The organism is Streptomyces sp. NBC_00667 (genome assembly GCF_036226825.1).
Lineage (GTDB): Bacteria > Actinomycetota > Actinomycetes > Streptomycetales > Streptomycetaceae > Streptomyces.
Map to the genome: position 1 here is coordinate 1,723,496 of NZ_CP109022.1, position 19,271 is coordinate 1,742,766.

Genomic DNA, 19,271 nt, shown 5'->3' on the forward strand with positions numbered 1-19,271 from the left:
GGTGCTGCCCTCCCGATCAGGTTGGTTCAGTCTTGTATGACTGACCCACCGTACGCCTGCCGGGAGGCGAGCGCGCCCGTGGCCAGCAGGTACTGGGCGGCGAGGTAGGTGGCCATGATCCACAGGTCCGGTCGGGGCGGCTGCGGCCAGTCGGCGACGCCGGTGGCGATGAGGGTGTCCGAGAGCAGGAACAGCGCCCCGCCGATCGCCGCGCGCGTCCCGAGGGCGCTGGAGCGGTAGGCCATCGCGGTGAGCAGCAGGCTGTACCCGGCGACGGGCACCCTCAGGTCGCCCGGAAGGTCGCTCCAGAGCAGCGCGACCGTGGCGACGAGCGCGGCGGCGTACGCGCCCCCGAGCGCGGGGTGCGTCCTGCCCCTGCCGAAGAGCAGGAGGTAGCAGACGTGCCCGGCGGCGAAGGAGCCCATGCCGATGAGGAAGGCGGGCCCGGCGTCGAAGAGCAGCGCCAGGTCCCCGCCCCACCCGAACAGCAGGGCCGCGACGAGCAGCCGGGGCGCCCCTCGGGTGACCACGTGGGCGACGAGCAGCGGCATCAGCAGCGGCTTGGCGAGGACGTGCCCGAGGTGCCAGCCGGCGAGCAGCGAGGCGAGGTCGAGCACGCCGGCGGCGGCGAACGCGGCGAGCAGCACCCGCCCGCGGGTGTCGTCCGGTACGGGGTGCGCCCAGGAGGGGGTACGGGACTCGGTGGCGCTCACGCGGCCTGCTCCGCCGCGGCCTTGGCGGGCTCGGCGGCCGGGGCGGGCTGCCAGCCGGGGCCGCGGAAGACCCGTCCGGCGCGCTCGCGCCAGCTGCGGGCGGCGCGGACGTCGCGGGCGATGGCGGCGTACTCGTGGGTGGCCACGCGCAGCGGGTTGAAGGTGTTGATGTTCTTCGTGAGCCCGTAGACGGGCCTCTCGCCCTCCCCCACCCAGGAGCCGAACATCCGGTCCCAGACGATCAGGATCCCGCCGTAGTTGCGGTCCAGGTAACCGCCTTGGGAGGCGTGGTGGACGCGGTGGTGGGAGGGGGTGTTGAAGACGTACTCGTAGGCCCGCGGCAGCTTGTCGATGCGCTCGGTGTGGACCCAGAACTGGTAGAGCAGGTTGATGCCGTAGCAGAACGGGATCACGGCCGGGTGCACCCCGAGGGCGACCATCGGCAGGTAGAACCACCAGGTGGTGGCGCTGGTCCAGGGCTGGCGCAGGGCGGTGGTGAGGTTGAACCGCCGGCTGCTGTGGTGGACGACGTGGCAGGCCCACAGGATCCGGATGACGTGGTGGCCGCGGTGCTGCCAGTAGTAGAGGAAGTCCTGGGCGAGCAGCATCAGCGGGACGGTCCACCACAGGAACGGCACGCGCAGCGGGGTCAGTTCGTAGACCGCCGTGAAGACCGCGACGACCGGGAGCTTCCAGAGCAGGTCGAACCCGATGCTGCCGAGACCCATGGCGATGCTGGTGGCCGCGTCCTTGGCCTCGTACCCGGCGGCGTCCTCGTCGGGATGGAGCCGGTAGCTCACCAGCTCCACGACGGTGAGCAGCACGAAGGCGGGTATGGACCACAGCACGACATCGGGCAGGTTCGGCATGCCCGCACCATAGAGGCGCCCCCACCGCCGCCGCTAGGGGTTGTTACCGATCGGTATCCATCGCGGTTACCCGGGGTACCCCTTACGTGGGTCCACGGCGGCGGACCGCCTCCCGTGGAGCGGATCACGGACCTGCCGTGAGCCGCCCCGGGAGGGGTCGCGTCACCAGACGCGGACCGAGGCCCCGCGGGCGAAGGCGGGGCTGGTGGCCTGTGGGGGGATTTCGGTGAGGGGTTCGGCGGTTTCCGAGACGAGGGGGCCGTGCTCCGCCGCCAACGGGTCCAGCAGCTCCAGGTCGAACCCGTAGACGCGGGCCGCGTTGCCGCCGACCATGGCGGCGACCTCCTCCCTCGGCAGGCCCGCGTAGGCGATGCGCAGGCCCTCGCGGGAGAAGGGGGTGGTGCCCTCGTCGTGGGGGTAGTCACTGCCCCACATGATCTTGTCGAGGCCGATCCGCTGCCGCAGCGGGACCTCGTGGGGACGCATGAAGCTCGCCCCCACGAAGCAGTTGTCCCGCCACACCTCGCTCGGGCCCTTGCCCATGGAATCCGCCAGGCCCGCACCGAACTTGGCCTCCGCCGTGGCCGAGGCGGCGACCAGCCGGGCGTGGTAGTAGTCCAGCATGTCCAGCACGCCCGGGATCCAGCCGGAGCCCTGCTCCGTCAGGACCAGCTTGAGACCGGGGTGGCGGCGGAAGGCCCCGCCGAAGACCAGGTGCCACAGGGCCCGGTGCGAGAACCAGGTGGTCTCCACCATGAAGACGGCCCTGGCGGCCGGTTCGTCGCCGAGCGGCGGGGACGCCGAGCCGCCGTGGTGGTTGACCGGGACGTCCAGTTCGTCGCACACCGCCCAGATCGGGTCGTAGGCCGAGGAGTAGAGCTCGGGGACGGTGGAGCCCGGCGGGACGCCCGGGAGGAGGATCCCGCCCGTGAGGCCCGCCGCCCGGGTGCGGCGGATCTCGCGCACCGCCTCGTCCACGTCGTTGAGCAGGATCTGGGCCACCCCGGCCCGCCGGCCCGGGGCGTCCGCGCAGAAGTCGGCGAGCCAGCGGTTGTGGGCCTGCAGGCCCGCCCAGCGCAGTGCGTACTCCGCGGCCGTGGGCGGCTGGGCCATCAGGGAGGTCTTGGGGAAGAACGGCGGGATGGTGTTGGGGAAGACGACCTCCGCGACGATGCCGTCCGCTTCGAGTTCGGCCACGCGCCGGGCCGAGTTCCAGTTGCGGTCGGCGGTGTCGGCGAGGAGGTCCTCGTACGGGTTGACGTAGGTGGCTGCCCAGGCGTCGAACTCGTCGTGGTGGCGCTTCTCCAGGTACGGCTTGTAGTCGAGCAGGTCGGCGCCCGCGTGGCAGTCCGCCGAGATGACCGTGTAGCGGTCCTGCGTCATGACGAGACCCCCAGCGACGGGAAGTCGTGGCCGGTCAGCCAGTGCCGGCCCACCTCGCGGGAGCCGGCCCAGGAGGCCTCCACCGCCGCCTGGTCGGCGCTCTGGCCGAGCTCCGCGGGGGTCGGGCCGATCCGCCGGGCGAGGGGGGCCAGCTCGGCGGTGTCGAAGCCGAAGACCTCCGCCGCGGCCAGGCCCAGCATCCGGCGGCTCTCGCCGACCGGGATGTCGTGGAAGGTGTTCCGCAGCCAGTTCCGGGTGTCGGGCCAGGTGCCCTCGGGGTGGGGGAAGTCCGAACCCCACAGGATGTTGTCCACGCCGATCTCGTAGCGCTGGGCCAGCTCGCGCCGCTTGGTGTTCGTCGCGCAGACGAAGACCTGCCGGTCCAGGTACTCGCTGGGCGGGCGTTTCAGCTCCGCGAACGGGGAGAGCTTCTTGCCGCCGTGCGCCCCCAGGTAGAGCCGGTCCATGAACCACAGCTGGTTGGGCAGCCACCAGCAGCCCGACTCCGCCACGCCGAACTTGAGCCCGGGGTGCCGTTCGAACACCCCCGACCACAGCAGGAACCACAGCGGGCGGGCCGGCCACCAGGTGACCTCGGAGACGTAGATGCCGAGGTGGTCGCCGTACTCGTGCCGGGGCGCCGCCCCCGAGTGGGTGACGACCGGCATCGCCGTCTCGGCCGCAGCCGCCCAGACGGGGTCGTAGCGGCGGTCGTGGTAGGGCGCCCGGTCGACCCACATGGAGGGGATCATCAGTGCTCCGAGCCCGGACTCCTTCGCCCGGTGGATCTCCGCGACGACCTTCGCCGGCTCGCCGGTGATGGGCAGCAGGGCGACGCCGCAGTGCCGTTCGGGGTGTTCGGAGACGAACTCCGCCAGCCAGCGGTTGTGGGCCTGCGCGCCGGCCATGCCGAGCTCGGGGTCCTGGTCGCCGGAGAGGCCGAGGCCCACCCCGAAGGGGGCCGCGGTCCGGCTGTCGACCGCGTCCGCGTCGGGGAAGACGACTTCGGCGGCCACCCCGTCGCCGTCGAGTTCCTTGAGCCGCTGCCCCACGTCCCAGCCGCCCCTGAGGCCTTCCTCGTGGTCGTAGAACCACTTCTCGGCGAAGGCGTCGTTGCGCACCCCGAGCCGGGTGGCCTCCTCGCGGCGGGCGCCCTGCTGTCCGAGGAACTCGTCGAACTGCGGGTGGAAGCGGGAGTCGAGGTAGGGGCGGTAGCGCTCGGTGGGCAGTCCCGCGTGGCAGTCGGAGGAGATGATCAGGTACGGGTCTTCGTACGCGTTCACGGCAGGGCTCCTCTGCTCCTCAGTCGAGGATGAAGCTTTCGAGGTAGGCGGGGTTGGCGCGGTCGAGCATCGACTGCGAACGGGCGCGGATCTGCCGGTCGCTGTGCTCGCCGGCCGGCAGCATCCAGAACCGGTCGGCGCGGATGCCGTCGACCACGTGCTCGGCGACCTCCTCCACCGGGGTGAACCGCACCTCGTGGCCGGCCCGTTTCATCGCGGCCTCGTAGTCGTGGAGGCTGCGGTACGGGGTCTTGCGCGGCCGCTGCTTCGCGTAGCGTTCCGGCCGGTTGCGGTGCGACTCCCACAGGCCGGTGCGCAGCATGTGCGGTCCGGGGAAGAGGACGGAGGCGCCGACGTCGGCGCCCTCCGCCTTGAGGTGGGCGTACAGGGACTCGGTCATGGTGACCACTGCGGCCTTGGTGACGGCGTACACGGAGGCGGTGGGCAGCGGGGCGATCCCGCCGTCGCCGGAGCTGGTGTTGACGACGTGCCCCGGGGCGCCGCCCGCGATCATGCGGGGGACGAAGGCCTGGATGCCGTGGAAGACGCCCCAGACGTTGACGGCGAACGCCCATTTCCAGTCGTTGGGCTCGTGCTCCCACATCCGGCCCTCGGCGCCGGAGCCGACGCCCGCGTTGTTGCACAGGACGTGCACGGCGCCGAAGGTGTCGTAGGCGGCGTCCGCGAGGGCGACGACCGCATCGCGTTCGCTGACGTCGACCTGCCTGGCCAGCACCTCCGCGCCTTCGGCGGTCAGTTCGGCGGCCGCCTCGCGCAGGGCGCCCTCCTCCACGTCGGCGAGTACGACCCGCAGTCCCTCGGCGGCGAAGCGGCGGGCCATGGCGAGCCCGATGCCGCCGGCCGCGCCGGTGACGACGGCGACCTGTCCCGGTTCGAGGTGCATCTCACACGCTCCCCTCGGGCGGCCCGTCGAGTACCTGGAGCGGGTCGTCGTAGCGCTGGTGGATGTACGGGAGGAGGGCCTGGGCGCTGACGCGTTCGGCGACCCGGCCCTTCTGGTCGGTGGTCTTCTCGCCGATGGTCAGTTCCACGATGCGGCGTACGGGCAGGTCGGCCACCGGGTCGAACATCGACTCGCGCAGCACCACGTCCCCGGTGAGGTGTTCCAGCCTGCGGACCTTCTCGTTGCGCGTGCAGTGCACGAGCACCGGGTCGGCCTCGAAGCCCGAACCGTCGACGGCGGGGAGGAACTTGAAGTAGAAGTCGGTCTTGACGGTGGGCCCGGGCAGCGGGAGGGCGCCGTCGACGGCCCCGCGCACCTCCACGAAGGCGATGCCGTGCCGGGCGAGGGAGGCGCGGACGACCAGGCCCTCGCGCTCGACGGTGACCTCGCCCAGCTTCTTCGGTTCGCCGAACACCTCACGGCCGCCGACCAGGGCGCGTTCGTGGGTCATCGGCATGACGAGCGGGTACCAGCCCTCGACCTCGCCGTGGCGGGCCGCGACGGCCACCGAGCCGGCGCCGAGCGGGTAACCGGGCAGGTCGACCTTGCTGATGTTGGCCCGTACCAGGGGTCGTTCGGCGGGCTTGAGCGGGGGCGGCAGGACCGCCGCGACCACGTCCGGGTCGCTCTCCCAGACGGCCACCACACCGGTGGACCAGATGTCGGGGAGCTTGGCGCTCTTCTCGCGCGACGCCGTGATCTCGGCCCCGGTCCGCGCTCCGTACCGTACGCGTGCCATGTCTCGCACCACCTCTCGGTCGGGTCTGTAACACAGTTACACCGCGGACGATGAAGGGTAAAGACCCACGACCGCGACAACTGACGGACCGACAGATTGGCGGCGCATCCATGGCGCGAAGCGCGCTGACCCGCGAGGAGGTACTGGACGCGGCCGCGTCCCTGGTCAGACGGCACGGCCCGGCGGCCCTCACCATGCGGGGGCTGGCCGCGGAACTCGGCACCGCCGTCACCTCCATCTACTGGCACGTCGGCAACCGCGAATCGCTGCTCGACGCCCTCGTGGAGCGCACCGTGCTGGAGATGGGTGCGATCAGGCCCACGGGCCGCACCCCGGCCGAGCGGATCGTCTCCGTGGCCCGGCTGCTGCGCCGCGAACTGCGCGGGAGGCCGCACCTGATCGCGATGGTCCACGAACGCGGGCTGACGGAGCGGATGTTCCTCCCCGCCCAGCAGGCCCTCGTGCAGGAGGTCCGCGCGGCCGGGCTGCGCGGGGCCCGGGCCGCCGACGCGGTGCGCGCCGTCCAGTTCCAGATCGTCGGCTTCCTGCTGGTGGAGCGCAACCGCGAACGCTCCCCCGCCCAGTCCCCCGACGAGGGGCAGCTCTGGGGCCCGGCCGCGGCGCCCGGCGACCCGGCGCTCTCGCGCGCCCTGGCCCGCCCGCCGGATCCGGAACGGCTGTTCCTGCTGTCCGTACGGGCTCTCGTCCAGGCCCTGTTGGCCCCCGGCGCGGCCTCGCCGACGGGCCGTGCCGGCGCGCCGCCCGCACACCGTCCGCGCCTGCCGGACCGGCCCGCGCCCGGGTGATCCGCCGGCAGCCGAGGGGCCGACCGCTCACTGCCGGCCTTCTTTTCCGCCTTGTCCCCCGTCTTGTTTCCCCGGCTTGTTTGCCCGCCTCGCTGCCCGCCTAGGTGCCCGACGACGGGTCCGCCTCGTCCGCCACGGCCGGCCGGGGCGGCGCCGGCCGCGCGGGCCGGCCGCCCGCTGCGGCGACCTCCTCGGCGGGCCGCAACGAGCGGCGGGGCGCGGTGGCGGACAGCCGGTGAAAACCCGTCGGGCCCCGGGTGTCGGTCCGTGCCGATATCCTCTGTGACCATGCTCGACGACCGAACGACCGCAGAGACGATGTGGCCGACCGCGTACCCCCAGGGGTACGCGGTCGTCGACGTGGAGACCACCGGGCTCGCTCGCGACGACCGGATAGTCTCCGCAGCCGTCTACCGGCTCGACGCGCAGGGCAACGTGGAGGACCACTGGTACACCCTGGTCAACCCGCGCCGGGATCCGGGGCCGGTGTGGATCCACGGTCTGACCAGCGACATGCTCCAGGACGCCCCGCTCTTCGAGGACATCGCCGAGGAGTTCTCCGGCCGCCTGGAGGACCGGGTGCTGGTCGCGCACAACGCCATCTTCGACTGGCAGATGATCGCCCGTGAGTACGCCCGGGCCGCCGCGGCCGCGCCGGTCCGTCAGCGGCTGTGCACGATCGCGCTGTCGAAGGAGCTGAACCTTCCGCTGCCCAACCACAAGCTGGAGTCGCTCGCCGCGCACTTCGGCGTGGTCCAGCAGCGCGCCCACCACGCCCTCGACGACGCCCGCGTCCTCGCCGAGGCCTTCCGTCCGTCGCTGCACGCCGCCGCCCGGGACGGCGTACGGCTGCCCCTGCTGGAATGCCGCCCGCTCACGGAGTGGTCGGACTCGCCCGCCGCGCCCCGCATCGGCTACCAGGGCCCCTTCGGGGCGACGAGCTGGCGGCCCTCCCGCAAGCGCCCGCCGTGCCCGTACCCCAACCCGGGCCGGTTCCAGGACGGCGAGCCGCTCAAGCAGGGCATGCGGATCGCGTTCTCCGGGGACACCTCAGTGGACCGGGAGCTCCTGGAGGACCGTGCGGTCGAGGCCGGTCTGCACGTCGCGACGAGTGTGTCGCGGCTCACGAGCCTCCTGGTCACCAACGACCCCGATTCGGCGACCTCGAAGACCGTGAAGGCGAAGTCCTTCGGAACGCCGGTGGTCGACGAGGCGGCCTTCACCCAGCTCCTGAGGGACGTGGCTCCGGCAGACGGGTGACCCTCGCACGACTCGCCACGCGCCCTCTTCCCCGAGCCCGCCGTCCGGTCCCACCCTGTGGCGCATGGCCCGTTGCGAAGTATGCGGAAACGATTACGACCTGGCGTTCTACGTGGAGACCCAGGACGGTGCGCGGCACGTGTTCGACTCCTTCTCCTGTGCCATCCACCGGATGGCGCCCATCTGCGAGCACTGTCGGGTGCAGATCATCGGACAGGGCGTCGAGGCGGACGGCCACTGGTACTGCGGAGCGCACTGCGCCCGGGCGGAGGGCAGGGCCGGGATCGTCGACAAGGTGGGCAGCGCGGCCGGCTCCCCGGGATGACGCCACCCGGCCGCCGCGGCCTTCGCGGGTGGGGGTACCGTCGTGGGCGTGTACCGCTTTGTGCTGACCCGGCAGTGGGTGTGCCTCACCCTCATCACCCTCGCCCTCATCCCCGTGATGATCAAGCTGGGGTTCTGGCAGTACCACCGCCATGAGCACCGGGTCGCGCAGAACGAGCTGATCGCGAGGAACCTGTACGGCAAGCCGGTCCCCGTGAGCGAGCTCACCTCACCCGGCCACGTCGTCCCGAGGAACGACTACTGGCGCGCGGTCTCGGCCACCGGTACCTATGACTCGGCGCACGAGGTGGTCGTGCGGATGCGCACCTCCAACGACGACAAGGTCGGCTTCCAGGTCGTCACCCCGCTGGTGCTGGACGACGGCCGGGTGGTGCTGGTCAACCGCGGGTGGGTGGCGGGCGGCGAGGACTCCCGCGCGTACCCGCCGGTGCCGGCCGCGCCCACGGGCGAGGTGACGGTCACCGGGCGGCTCAAGGCGGACGAGACCAGCGGGGACAGCGGCATCAAGGACCGCAAGGGCCTGCCGGAGCGCCAGGTGATGCTGATCAACAGCACCCAGCAGACGGCGTACGTGGGCCGGCCCGTGCTCGGCGGCTACCTGGAGCTCACCGCCCCCGCCCCGGCGGGCGGCAGCCCGGAGCCGGTCGCCGAGCCCGACCACGATTCGATCGGCCCGCACATGGCGTACGCCGTGCAGTGGTGGCTGTTCGCCGCGGCGGTGCCCGTGGGGTGGGTGATCCTGGTGCGCCGGGAGAAGCGGGACCGTGACGAGGCGTCGGCCAAGGCCGCCTCGGAATTGGCGACCGCCCCGGCGTAGCGTGTCCGGCATGGATCTTGGACTTGAGGACCGTGTCTACATCGTCACCGGAGCCACCCGCGGCCTCGGCTACGCCTCCGCCCGCGAACTGGCCGCCGAAGGCGCGAAGCTGGTCGTCACCGGCCGGGACCAGGAGCGCGCGACGTCCGCCGCCGCCTCCCTGGGACCGAACGCGGTGGGCGTCGCGGCGGACAACTCCGACCCCGGCGCGGCCGCGCGGCTCGTCGCCACCGCCGTGGAACGCTTCGGCCGCCTCGACGGCATTCTCATCAGCGTCGGCGGTCCCGCTCCGGGCGCGGCGGCGGACAACACCGACGAGCAGTGGTCGGCCGCCTTCGAGTCGGTCTTCCTGGGCGCGGTCCGCCTCGCCCGGGCAGTGGCGGCCGAGCTGGGCGAGGGCGGGGTCATCGGCTTCGTGCTCTCGGGCTCGGTGCACGAGCCGATCCCCGGCCTGACCATCTCCAACGGCCTGCGCCCGGGCCTCGCCGGCTTCGCGAAGTCCCTGGCGGTGGACCTGGGCCCGCGGGGCATCCGGGTCATCGGGCTGCTGCCCTCGCGGATCGACACGGACCGGGTGCGGGAGCTGGACGGCCTGTCCGGTGACGCGGCCGCGGCACGGGCGGCGAATGAATCGCGCATCCCGCTGCGGCGCTACGGCACGGCCGAGGAGTTCGGCCGCACGGCGGCGTTCTTCCTCTCCCCGGCGGCGTCCTACCTGACGGGCGTCATGCTCCCGGTCGACGGCGGCGCTCGCCACGGCTTCTGACGGCGCCCGCGACCGGCGTCAGGTGACCCGGCTCGCGCACGCGCGGAGCCCCTCCGCCGCCCGGAGGACGCGGTACGCCGGGCGGCGGAGGGGTGGCAGGTCAGTCGGAGAGGCCGGCCAGGTCGCGCAGACGGCGGGCCTGCGCCGCACGTTCGGCGCTGCGCTGGGCGTCGTAGGGGCGTGACGTGGCGTCGCGGAGCAGCGCCTTCGTCTCGATGACGGCGTCGCGCGGCGGGGCCAGCAGCGCCGTCGACAGGTCCTGGACGGCAGCGTCCAGCTCGTCCACGGGGACCACGAGGTTCGCCAGGCCGACCCGTTCGGCCTCCTCGGCATGCACGAAGCGGCCCGTCGCGCAGATCTCCAGCGCGCGGGCGTAGCCGACCAGCGAGGTCAGCGGCTGGGTCCCGGCCAGGTCGGGCACGAGGCCGAGGCTGGTCTCGCGCATGGCGAACTGCACGTCGTCCGCGACCACGCGCAGGTCGCACGCGAGCGCGAGCTGGAAGCCGGCGCCGATCGCGTGCCCCTGCACGGCGGCGACGGAGATGATGTCGTTGCGCCGCCACCAGGTGAACGCCTCCTGGTACTCGGCGATGGTCCTGTCGAGCAGTTCTTCCGAACCGCGCGCCAGATCGAGGAAGGACGGCTCACCCTCGAAGCCTTCGGGCGTGAACGCCTGGCGGTCGAGTCCGGCGGAGAAGGACTTGCCTTCGCCGCGAAGCACGACGACCCGGACATTGCCCGGCAACGACCGTCCGGCCTCCGCCAAAGCCCGCCAGAGCGCGGGGGACTGAGCGTTTCGCTTGGCCGGATTGGTCAGTGTCACCGTGGCGACCGTGTCGTCCACGGTGAGCCGTACGCCGTCCTTGTCGAGCAGAGCCATCTCGGTGCCTCCGGTGTGCAGCGGCCGGCAATCCCGGCCTAAGTGACTGCACAGTAACCACCCAGTCGGCCACACGGCCGACCGGGGGCCACCGAAGAACCGTCCGTGACGGCCAGGGTCAGGCCGAGGCCGCCTTCTTGCCGCGCGTCGCGCCGCCGCGACCGCGCAGCACGACTCCGGACTCGCTGAGCATCCGGTGGACGAATCCGTAGGACCGGCCGGTCTCCTCGGCCAGCGCCCGGATACTCGCACCGGAGTCGTACTTCTTCTTCAGGTCTGCCGCGAGCTTGTCGCGCGCGGCGCCGGTTACCCGGCTGCCCTTCTTCAGAGTCTCGGCCACCCGTGCCTCCTCATGGGAAGTGCGCTCTGGACTTCTCATGATCACCCCTCTCCGCGATCCTGGCCACCCATTCAGCAAGGTCGGTACGACGGCATTTGCCGAGGAGTGGACGCACGAGCAGAGCGGAATCTCGCGTTCCGCCGCATGACCTCCGTCACACTCCCCCGCCCGCGCAAGGAATCACCAGGTCAGGGGCAGGACGCCGAAAACCGGACGGGCCCCGGTCGCGTACCCCAACGGGCACGGCCGGGGCCGTCGTGGCGGTGCGGCGGTATGAGACCGCCTCACTCAGATGATGGATCACGCGTGGGCCGAATGATCCATAAGGAACTGGATCACGCCAGGAGGGGGACCGTGGAGGGCCCGCGCGGGGCCCCCGCGCGCACTAGGCGAGGGCCACGAGGTCCCGGTAGTCCGGGCCCCACAGGTCCTCCACGCCGTCCGGCAGCAGGATGATCCGCTCCGGCTCCAGGGCCTCCACCGCGCCCTCGTCGTGCGTGACGAGGATGACCGCACCCTTGTACGTCCGCAGCGCGCCGAGGATCTCCTCGCGGCTGGCCGGGTCGAGGTTGTTGGTGGGCTCGTCGAGCAGCAGGACGTTCGCGGAGGAGACGACCAGGGTGGCCAGCGCCAGACGGGTCTTCTCACCGCCGGAGAGCACGCCCGCCGGCTTGTCCACGTCGTCGCCGGAGAACAGGAACGAGCCCAGCGTCTTGCGGACGGCCACCAGGTCCAGGTCGGGCGCGGAGGAGCGCATGTTCTCCAGGACCGTGCGCTCGGGGTCGAGCGTCTCGTGCTCCTGCGCGTAGTACCCGAGCTTGAGGCCGTGACCGGGGGTCACGGTGCCGGTGTCCGGCTTCTCGGTGCCCGAGAGCAGGCGCAGCAGCGTGGTCTTGCCGGCGCCGTTGAGGCCGAGGATCACGACGCGCGAGCCCTTGTCGATGGCCAGGTCGACGTCGGTGAAGATCTCCAGCGAGCCGTAGGACTTCGACAGGCCCTCCGCGGTCAGCGGGGTCTTGCCGCAGGGCGCCGGGTCCGGGAAGCGCAGCTTGGCGACCTTGTCGGAGACGCGGACGGCCTCCAGGCCCGACAGCAGCCGCTCCGCCCGCTTGGCCATGTTCTGCGCGGCGACGGTCTTGGTCGCCTTGGCGCGCATCTTGTCGGCCTGGGAGTTGAGGGCCGCGGCCTTCTTCTCGGCGTTCTGGCGCTCGCGCTTGCGGCGCTTCTCGTCGGCCTCGCGCTGCTGCTGGTAGAGCTTCCAGCCCATGTTGTAGACGTCGATCTGGGCGCGGTTGGCGTCCAGGTAGAACACCTTGTTGACGACGGTCTCGACCAGGTCGACATCGTGGGAGATCACGATGAATCCGCCGCGGTAGTTCTTGAGGTAGTCGCGCAGCCAGACGATCGAGTCGGCGTCGAGGTGGTTGGTGGGCTCGTCGAGGAGCAGGGTGTCGGCGTCCGAGAAGAGGATCCGGGCGAGCTCGACGCGGCGGCGCTGACCGCCGGAGAGGGTGTGCAGGGGCTGGCCGAGCACCCGGTCGGGCAGGCCGAGGGCGGCCGAGATGGTGGCGGCCTCCGCCTCGGCGGCGTAGCCGCCCTTGGTCAGGAACTCGGTCTCCTGGCGCTCGTACTGCTTCATCGCCTTGTCGCGGGTGCCGCCGGAACCGGTGGCGATGCGCTCCTCGTTCATGCGCATCTTCTTGATCAGCACGTCGAGCCCGCGCGCGGAGAGGATCCGGTCGCGGGCGAGTACGTCGAGGTCGCCGGTGCGCGGGTCCTGCGGCAGGTAGCCGACCTCGCCCGAACGGGCGATGGAGCCGGCGGCGGGCTGGCCCTCGCCCGCGAGGCACTTGGTGAGGGTGGTCTTGCCCGCTCCGTTGCGGCCGACCAGGCCGATGCGGTCGCCCTTGGCGACACGGAAGGAAGCGGACTCGATGAGGACGCGGGCGCCGGCGCGCAGCTCGATGCCGGTGGCGGTGATCACGGAAATACTCCAGGGCGGTGGGGACGGCGGAAGGGGGGCAGGGACGCGCGAAGCTTCGACGCCGCTAATCCGCGAGGAGATTTGCCATGAAGACATTCTACCGGGGGCGCGCAACCACTTTTCGGGGGCGCCCGGCGACCTGCGCGCCCTGACCGGATCCTCCGTTCGGCGCACGGATCACCCGCGCGCGCCGGGGCACGTATCAGTGAGGACGTGGCGGTCGCCGCAGGGGCGGACACGTGGGAGCGAGGGCGGTGCGGCATGCAGTTCGACGACGACGCACATCTGGACACGTCGGAGGTCTCGGACCAGCGCGGCAGCCGCGTCCCCGGCGGCAGGGCCACGATCGGCGGCGGCCTGGTCGGTGTGATCGCCCTGGTCCTGGGACTGCTGCTGGGGGTGGGACCGGACCAGCTCGGGCTGTCGGGCGGGAGCCCCCGGCCGGTGACGAGCCCCTCGTCCGCCGCCCAGGTGCAGCAGACCTGCCGGACCGGCCACGACGCCAACACCCGCGAGGACTGCCGGCTCGTCGCCGTGACGAACAGCACGCAGGACTACTGGCGGCAGGAGTTCCTGCGACGGGGTGCCCGGTACGTCCCCGCCTCGACGGTCTTCTTCACCGGTCAGGTGGACACCGCCTGCGGCCCGGCCACCTCGGCGGTCGGCCCGTTCTACTGCCCCGGTGACCGGAAGGTCTACCTCGACCTGGGCTTCTTCCAGGAGCTGCGGACGAAGTTCGGCGCGAGCGGCGGACCCTTCGCCCAGGCGTACGTGGTCGCCCACGAGTACGGGCACCACGTCCAGGACATGACGGGAGTGCTGCGCGCGTACCAGGACGGGCAGCGGGGCGAGAACAGCAGCTCGGTCAAGGTGGAGCTCCAGGCCGACTGCTACGCCGGGGTGTGGGCCCACAACGCGACCCGGACCCCGGACGAGTCCACCGGACGCCCGCTGATCACCAGCCTCACCGAGCAGGACATCCAGGACGGTCTCGACGCGGCGGCCGCGGTGGGCGACGACCGGATCCAGGAGAAGTTCCAGGGGCGGGTCACCCCGGAGACCTGGACGCACGGCTCGGCGCAGCAGCGCCGGCAGTGGTTCTACGAGGGCTACCGGACCGGTGACATGGCCCGGTGCGACACCTTCCGCTGACCGTCGGCGGGGCCTGCCATGCTGGGGCCGCGGGTCGAGGTGGCCGCCCCGCCGGTCACCTGGGCGCAGATCCGCACACGCGCACCGCACGAGAGGGAGTGATCGTCATGGCAGGTGTTCCGTCCATCGTTCCGACGCTGCTCTACCGCGACGCCAAGGCCGCGATCCGGCAGTTGACCGAGGCCTTCGGCTTCACGCAGGTCGCCGTCTACGAGGGTGAGGACGGCACCGTGATGCACGCGGAGCTGTCGTACGGGAACGGCGCGGTGATGCTCGGCAGCAAGGGCCGCGGCGGGGCCTTCGACAAGGCCATGGCGGACGGCGGTCCCGCCGGGGTCTACGTCGTCGTGGACGACGTGGACGCCCACCACCGCAGGGCCGCGGAGCACGGCGTGGAGATCGTGATGGAGCCGACCGACCAGGACTACGGCTCGCGGGACTACATGGCCCGCGACGCCGAGGGCAACATCTGGAGCTTCGGGACGTACGCGCCGCAGGTCTGACCCCGGCGGCGCGTACCTCCGTACGCCCGCACGCGTGTGCGCCCGTGCAGGCGGTGCGTCCGCACGCCCCGCGGTGCTACGCGCCGCCGGTGTGGACCTGGAAGGCGGCCCGGCGGACCGCCTTGGCCAGGGCCGGGTCGGGATGGGCGGCCGCCAGCGCGACCAGGACCTGCACGGTCCGGGGGTGGCCCACCGCCCGGACCTCGTCCAGCAGCCGGGGCACGGTGGTGCGCACGGCCGAGTCGAGGTGGCGGGCCAGGAGTTCGGCTTCGCCGTGGTCCGCGATGGCCGCGGCGGTGTCCACCCACAGCCAGGTGGACTCCTCGGGGGTGAGGACGTCCTGCGCCTCGTCGGGGTCCACCCCGTCGTGCTCGGCGAGCCAGAGCAGGGCGTAGGGCCGCAGCGCCGGATCGCGGACGGCGCCGCGGACCTCGGGTTCGGCGGGGGCGCCGACCACGCGGAGCGCCTCGAAGGCGAGGCCGCGCAGCAGGGCGTCCTCGCCGCGGGCGGCCTGGAGCAGTTCGCTGACGGCGTGTCCGACGGGCCGGGCGGCGAGCCAGGCCCGGTACTCGGCGCGCGCGGGGCCCGGGGTGAGCCGGGCGCAGCCGTGCAGCATGGCGGCGGCGGACTGTTCGATGTTCCCGGCCGGGCTCTGCGCGGCGACGCAGATCTGCTCCAGCTTGACCCATACGGCCCAGCTGCCGAGCGGAGTGAGGGTGGCCTGCGCGGGCCCGAGGGTGACGGCGTCGACCGCGGCGAGCCCGCCGAGCGCCCAGCGCAGCAGCCGGGCGAGGGGGACGGGGGGCGCGGGGGCGCTCTCCTGGGCGGAGGGGGCCGCCCGGGCGGTGACCGCCACCACGGGGCCGTCGTGCGCGCAGGCGTCCGTGGCGGTGCCGTCCGTGGCGGTGCCGTCCGTGGCGGTGCCGTCCGTGGCAGCGCCCTCGTACGGGACCTCGCACCGTTCGTCGCGCAGTTCGGTCACCCGCTGGCCGAGCAGGTCCAGCAGGTCCGGGACGGTCACCGGACCGGCGGACAGCTGGAGCAGGGACAGGAGTTGGGGCATGGCCTCGACGACCTCGGCCACCGCGGCGGGGGCGATGTCGGCGGGAGCCGGGTGGACGAGCGACCAGGCGTCGAAGAGGGCGACCCAGCCGCGCAGGACGGCGGTGTCGTCGCGGTCCCAGGCGCGCAGGCGCCAGCCCGGCCGGGCGTGGCCGCCGTGCACCTCGACCAGGCCCGACAGACGGGCACGGTCCCAGCCGACACGGATCTGGCCGTGCGTCAGGCGCAGGTCGTCCGCGGCCCGTTCGACGTCGGCGGCGGGCAGCGCGCCCGCCGGGGCGGGCCTTCCCCCGTCTCCGGCCCCGAGGTGCCGCTCGGCCCAGCGGGCCAGGCGTACCGCGTCGGCGAGTGAGGCCCGGGCCCGGTTCGCGAGGTCGGCCGTCGCGGGCGTGCCCGCCGGGGGCCGGGGGGTGGTTCGCGTCCGCCGGTCGGTCACCGCCTTGCGGGCCGCGGCGACGGAGCGCGGGGAGACGAGTCGGAGTCTGGAGTCGCGAGCCAACTGCTCATCAGGCTTTCGGGACGTCACGGAAGCAGTCTCGCCCGTCACTGGCCGAAAGCCCAAACGGAATGGGTCGTTGCTGTGGGTGACCCGGCGCGCATAACGGGACAAGACGGCCACGCCACCCCGTCCGCCACAGGGCTTTCACATGAGAGGGGTCAAGAAGCGGCGCAGGGTCTCCTCGTACACCTCGGGGCCGGCGTTCCACATCGCCCCGTGCGGGGCGTCCCTGACGGCCTTCAAGGTGACGAGGTCGGGGCGGGCCGCGGCGAGCCGGCGGGAGGGCCCCCAGGGGGCGAGCGTGTCGTCGGGGCCGTGGAAGATCAGGACGGGCATCCGCAGCAGGCCGGGGTCGGCGCCCGGGGGGCGCCGGTCGACGCGCAGGCCCGCGCGGCTCTCGGCGGCCCGGAGCACGAACGGCATCAGCGGCGCCGGGGTGCGCCGGGCCGCGGCAAGGGCGCGCAGGGTGGCGTGCCAGTCGAGGACCGGGGAGTCCAGCACCAGTCCGGAGATCCGGTCGGCCAGCGCCGAGCGCTCGGCGGCGTGCAGGGCCATCGTGGCGCCCGTGGACCAGCCGTGCAGGATGACGCGGCGGGCGCCGTAGCGCAGGGCGTAGCGGATGGCGGCGTCGACGTCGCGCCACTCCGACTCCCCGAGGTGGCCGACGCCGTCGGGCGGGCGGGGGCCGCCGAGGTCGCCGCGGTAGGCGAGGTCGAGGACGGGCAGCCCGTGGCGGTGCAGGAACGGCATGACGACCATCGGGTGCTCGCGCGTGCCGCCGAGCCCGTGCACGGTGATGACCCAGGTGTCGCGGGCCGCCGGGACGAACCAGGCGGGCAGCGGGCCGAGCTCGCCGGGGACGTCGACGTCGGCGTGGTCGAGGCCGAGGGCCGTGCGCGGGTTTCCGAGGTGGACCTGGGGGGTGAGGCAGACCCGGGTACCGGGGTCGAGGCTGCCGTGGGTGACGGCGAGGAGCCGGCGCACGACGGTGTCGGGACCGTGCGGCACGCCGGTGAGGACGGGGCCGACGACGGCGTGCACACCGGGGGCGTCCAGGCCGTACCGGCCGGGGCGCAGGGAGGCCAGGGAGCGGGTCAGGACGACCCGGCCGGCCGCGGTGGAGTGGACGGTGAGCCGGGGGACGCCGGGCAGGGGGCGGCCCGGTTCGGGGCGCAGGGCCGCGTCGGCGGCGTACCGGCCGGCCGCGACGACGGCCGCTCCGGCACCGATCAGGGTCGTGGTGACGGCCGCTGCCGTCGCTGTGGCGGTACGCACCGCTCCAGTGTCGGGGCGCGGCGGCGCGCGGGCCACTGGAGGAGATCGTTCCGCAGCCGTCGCGTCACGGCCGGTGACGGTTCCGCTTGGCGGGAGCGCCACGTGATCTGGGTCTCGTCGCGCGGCGGGCACGGGGCCGCCCAGCCGCTCGAAGCTCCTTCCGGAAACAGACGTTCACCCGCCCTGACGTGCCCTTATCGCGGGATCTGGGGCCGAATCGGGAGGAAGCCCCCGATCGGGCACCGGGACGGGACACCGACCGACCCCCCTCAGTTCATCTTCCGTTCACCCAGGTTGCCTACGGTCGCCGAACCACTGACGCCAAACAGAAGCCTGGGTAAATGGAGCACATAACGCTTCTCCTCGGGATCGTGATCATCACCGCTCTCGTGTTCGACTTCACGAACGGTTTCCACGACACAGCCAACGCGATGGCGACCACCATCTCGACCGGCGCTCTCAAGCCCAAGACCGCGGTGGCCATGTCCGCCGTGCTCAACCTCGTCGGGGCGTTCATGTCCGTGGAGGTCGCCAAGACGATCTCCAAGGGCCTGGTCAACGAGGAGGGCATCCAGCCAGAGGTGATCTTCGCCGCCCTGGTCGGCGCGATCCTCTGGAACCTCGTCACCTGGCTGGTCGGGCTTCCCTCCAGCTCCTCCCACGCCCTGATGGGCGGCCTGATCGGCGCCGCGGTCGCTTCGGCCGGCCTCGGCGCGGTCAACGGCAGCGTTGTCGTCACCAAGGTGCTCATCCCCGCGGTCGCGGCTCCCCTCGTGGCCGGTGCGGCCGCCATGCTGGCCGCGAGGCTCACGTACAAGCTCGGCGGCAAGGTCGGCGGGAAGACCTCCACCAAGGGCTACCGCGCCGGTCAGATCGCCTCGGCCGGTCTCGTCTCCCTCGCGCACGGCACCAACGACGCGCAGAAGACGATGGGCATCATCACCCTCGCGCTCGTCGCGGGCGGCGCCCTGGAGTCCGGTGCGAACCCCCCGGTCTGGGTCATCATCTCGGCCGGCATGGCCATCGCGACGGGCACCTACCTGGGCGGCTGGCGCATCATCCGCACCCTGGGCAGCGGCCTGACCGACCTCCAGCCGCAGCAGGGCTTCGCGGCCCAGACCTCGGCCGCCAGCGTCATCCTGGCCTCCTCCAGCCTCGGCTTCTCCCTCTCCACCACCCACGCCTGCTCCGGCGCGGTCATGGGTGCGGGCCTGGGCCGCAAGGGCGGCGTGGTCCGCTGGTCCACCGCCACCCGGATGTTCATCGCGTGGGGCCTGACCCTGCCCGCCGCCGCCCTGGTCGGCGCCGGTGCGGAGCTGGTCATGCGGACCGGCAACGTCGGCGTCGCCGCCGTCGTGGTCTTCCTGGTCGCCTCCTGCGCCGCGATCTGGTTCATCTCGCGCCGCCAGGTCGTCGACCACCACAACGTCACGGAGACGGCCACGGCCGCCGCCGAGGCGCCCGGTGTCGTCACCACGGCCATGGCCGCCGTCACCGTCCCGCCGATCGCCGCCGCCGGTACCACGGCCGCCGTGACCGACGAGGACCTCAAGGCCACCATCCCGGCGGCCACCCCGGCACCCGCGGCCCCGGCCGCCGCGGTCTGACCCCGAGAACGACAGAGGAATCAG

19 protein-coding genes are annotated in these 19,271 nt (G+C 72.8%); 8 read left to right on the forward strand and 11 right to left on the reverse strand.

Annotated features, from left to right (window positions below; genetic code table 11):
• Positions 1-26 precede the first annotated feature (26 nt).
• From OHA81_RS08240 to OHA81_RS08265, 6 genes are all read right to left on the reverse strand, one after another.
• Positions 27-713, reverse strand: a complete 687-nt coding sequence (locus OHA81_RS08240) for a lysoplasmalogenase (protein ID WP_329194176.1) — start codon at positions 711-713, stop codon at positions 27-29.
• Positions 710-1,582, reverse strand: coding sequence for a sterol desaturase family protein (locus OHA81_RS08245; protein ID WP_329194178.1), 873 nt, complete (start codon positions 1,580-1,582; stop codon positions 710-712). The genes OHA81_RS08240 and OHA81_RS08245 overlap by 4 nt, the downstream gene beginning before the upstream one ends.
• Before the next feature lie 162 nt (positions 1,583-1,744).
• Entirely contained in the window at positions 1,745-2,965 is a 1,221-nt protein-coding gene (locus OHA81_RS08250; RefSeq protein ID WP_329194180.1) for an amidohydrolase family protein, read from the reverse strand.
• The gene (locus OHA81_RS08255) at positions 2,962-4,248 is read right to left on the reverse strand and encodes an amidohydrolase family protein (protein WP_329194182.1); all 1,287 of its coding nucleotides are present in this window, start codon (positions 4,246-4,248) and stop codon (positions 2,962-2,964) included. The genes OHA81_RS08250 and OHA81_RS08255 overlap by 4 nt, the downstream gene beginning before the upstream one ends.
• Before the next feature lie 19 nt (positions 4,249-4,267).
• Complete coding sequence (locus tag OHA81_RS08260) at positions 4,268-5,152, reverse strand: SDR family NAD(P)-dependent oxidoreductase (RefSeq protein ID WP_329194183.1); 885 nt, start codon at positions 5,150-5,152, stop codon at positions 4,268-4,270.
• Position 5,153: 1 nt separating this feature from the next.
• Positions 5,154-5,951, reverse strand: coding sequence for an acetoacetate decarboxylase family protein (locus OHA81_RS08265; protein ID WP_329194185.1), 798 nt, complete (start codon positions 5,949-5,951; stop codon positions 5,154-5,156).
• A 110-nt stretch (positions 5,952-6,061) separates the two neighbouring features.
• Here OHA81_RS08265 and OHA81_RS08270 point away from each other — a divergent pair, with 110 nt between their 5' ends.
• The 5 genes from OHA81_RS08270 to OHA81_RS08290 all read left to right on the forward strand — a co-directional run bounded on the left by OHA81_RS08270 (position 6,062) and on the right by OHA81_RS08290 (position 9,945).
• Entirely contained in the window at positions 6,062-6,757 is a 696-nt protein-coding gene (locus OHA81_RS08270) for a TetR/AcrR family transcriptional regulator (RefSeq protein WP_329194186.1), read from the forward strand.
• A 282-nt stretch (positions 6,758-7,039) separates the two neighbouring features.
• Entirely contained in the window at positions 7,040-8,017 is a 978-nt protein-coding gene (locus OHA81_RS08275) for a DEDDh family exonuclease (protein WP_329202091.1), read from the forward strand.
• Between the two features lie 64 nt (positions 8,018-8,081).
• Positions 8,082-8,342, forward strand: coding sequence for a hypothetical protein (locus OHA81_RS08280; RefSeq protein ID WP_329194187.1), 261 nt, complete (start codon positions 8,082-8,084; stop codon positions 8,340-8,342).
• A gap of 48 nt (positions 8,343-8,390) precedes the next feature.
• Entirely contained in the window at positions 8,391-9,179 is a 789-nt protein-coding gene (locus tag OHA81_RS08285; protein ID WP_329194189.1) for an SURF1 family cytochrome oxidase biogenesis protein, read from the forward strand.
• Positions 9,180-9,189: 10 nt separating this feature from the next.
• On the forward strand, positions 9,190-9,945 hold the full coding sequence (locus OHA81_RS08290) for an SDR family oxidoreductase (RefSeq protein WP_329194190.1): 756 nt from the start codon (positions 9,190-9,192) through the stop codon (positions 9,943-9,945).
• 100 nt (positions 9,946-10,045) lie between these two features.
• Here the strand turns inward: OHA81_RS08290 and OHA81_RS08295 are convergent, their stop codons facing one another.
• From OHA81_RS08295 to OHA81_RS08305, 3 genes are all read right to left on the reverse strand, one after another.
• Positions 10,046-10,825, reverse strand: a complete 780-nt coding sequence (locus OHA81_RS08295) for an enoyl-CoA hydratase/isomerase family protein (protein ID WP_329194192.1) — start codon at positions 10,823-10,825, stop codon at positions 10,046-10,048.
• 118 nt (positions 10,826-10,943) lie between these two features.
• Entirely contained in the window at positions 10,944-11,165 is a 222-nt protein-coding gene (locus OHA81_RS08300) for a helix-turn-helix domain-containing protein (RefSeq protein ID WP_005319113.1), read from the reverse strand.
• 385 nt (positions 11,166-11,550) lie between these two features.
• On the reverse strand, positions 11,551-13,149 hold the full coding sequence (locus OHA81_RS08305; protein WP_190181943.1) for an ABC-F family ATP-binding cassette domain-containing protein: 1,599 nt from the start codon (positions 13,147-13,149) through the stop codon (positions 11,551-11,553).
• A gap of 261 nt (positions 13,150-13,410) precedes the next feature.
• Between OHA81_RS08305 and ypfJ the strand changes: the two genes are divergently transcribed.
• Complete coding sequence (ypfJ, locus tag OHA81_RS08310; protein WP_329194201.1) at positions 13,411-14,301, forward strand: KPN_02809 family neutral zinc metallopeptidase; 891 nt, start codon at positions 13,411-13,413, stop codon at positions 14,299-14,301.
• Between the two features lie 107 nt (positions 14,302-14,408).
• Positions 14,409-14,804 carry a VOC family protein gene (locus tag OHA81_RS08315; protein ID WP_329194203.1) on the forward strand — a complete coding sequence of 132 codons (396 nt, stop codon included), beginning with the start codon at positions 14,409-14,411 and terminating at the stop codon, positions 14,802-14,804.
• 76 nt (positions 14,805-14,880) lie between these two features.
• Here the strand turns inward: OHA81_RS08315 and OHA81_RS08320 are convergent, their stop codons facing one another.
• Positions 14,881-16,392 (reverse strand): hypothetical protein, encoded by a 1,512-nt coding sequence (locus OHA81_RS08320; RefSeq protein ID WP_443056472.1) that lies wholly within the window; start codon positions 16,390-16,392, stop codon positions 14,881-14,883.
• A 117-nt stretch (positions 16,393-16,509) separates the two neighbouring features.
• Positions 16,510-17,640 (reverse strand): alpha/beta hydrolase, encoded by a 1,131-nt coding sequence (locus OHA81_RS08325; RefSeq protein ID WP_329194205.1) that lies wholly within the window; start codon positions 17,638-17,640, stop codon positions 16,510-16,512.
• A gap of 341 nt (positions 17,641-17,981) precedes the next feature.
• On the opposite strand from OHA81_RS08325, the gene OHA81_RS08330 reads away from it, so the two are divergent.
• A complete protein-coding gene (locus OHA81_RS08330; RefSeq protein ID WP_329194207.1) occupies positions 17,982-19,247 on the forward strand; it encodes an inorganic phosphate transporter in 1,266 nt (421 codons plus the stop codon).
• The last annotated feature ends 24 nt before the right edge of the window (positions 19,248-19,271 follow it).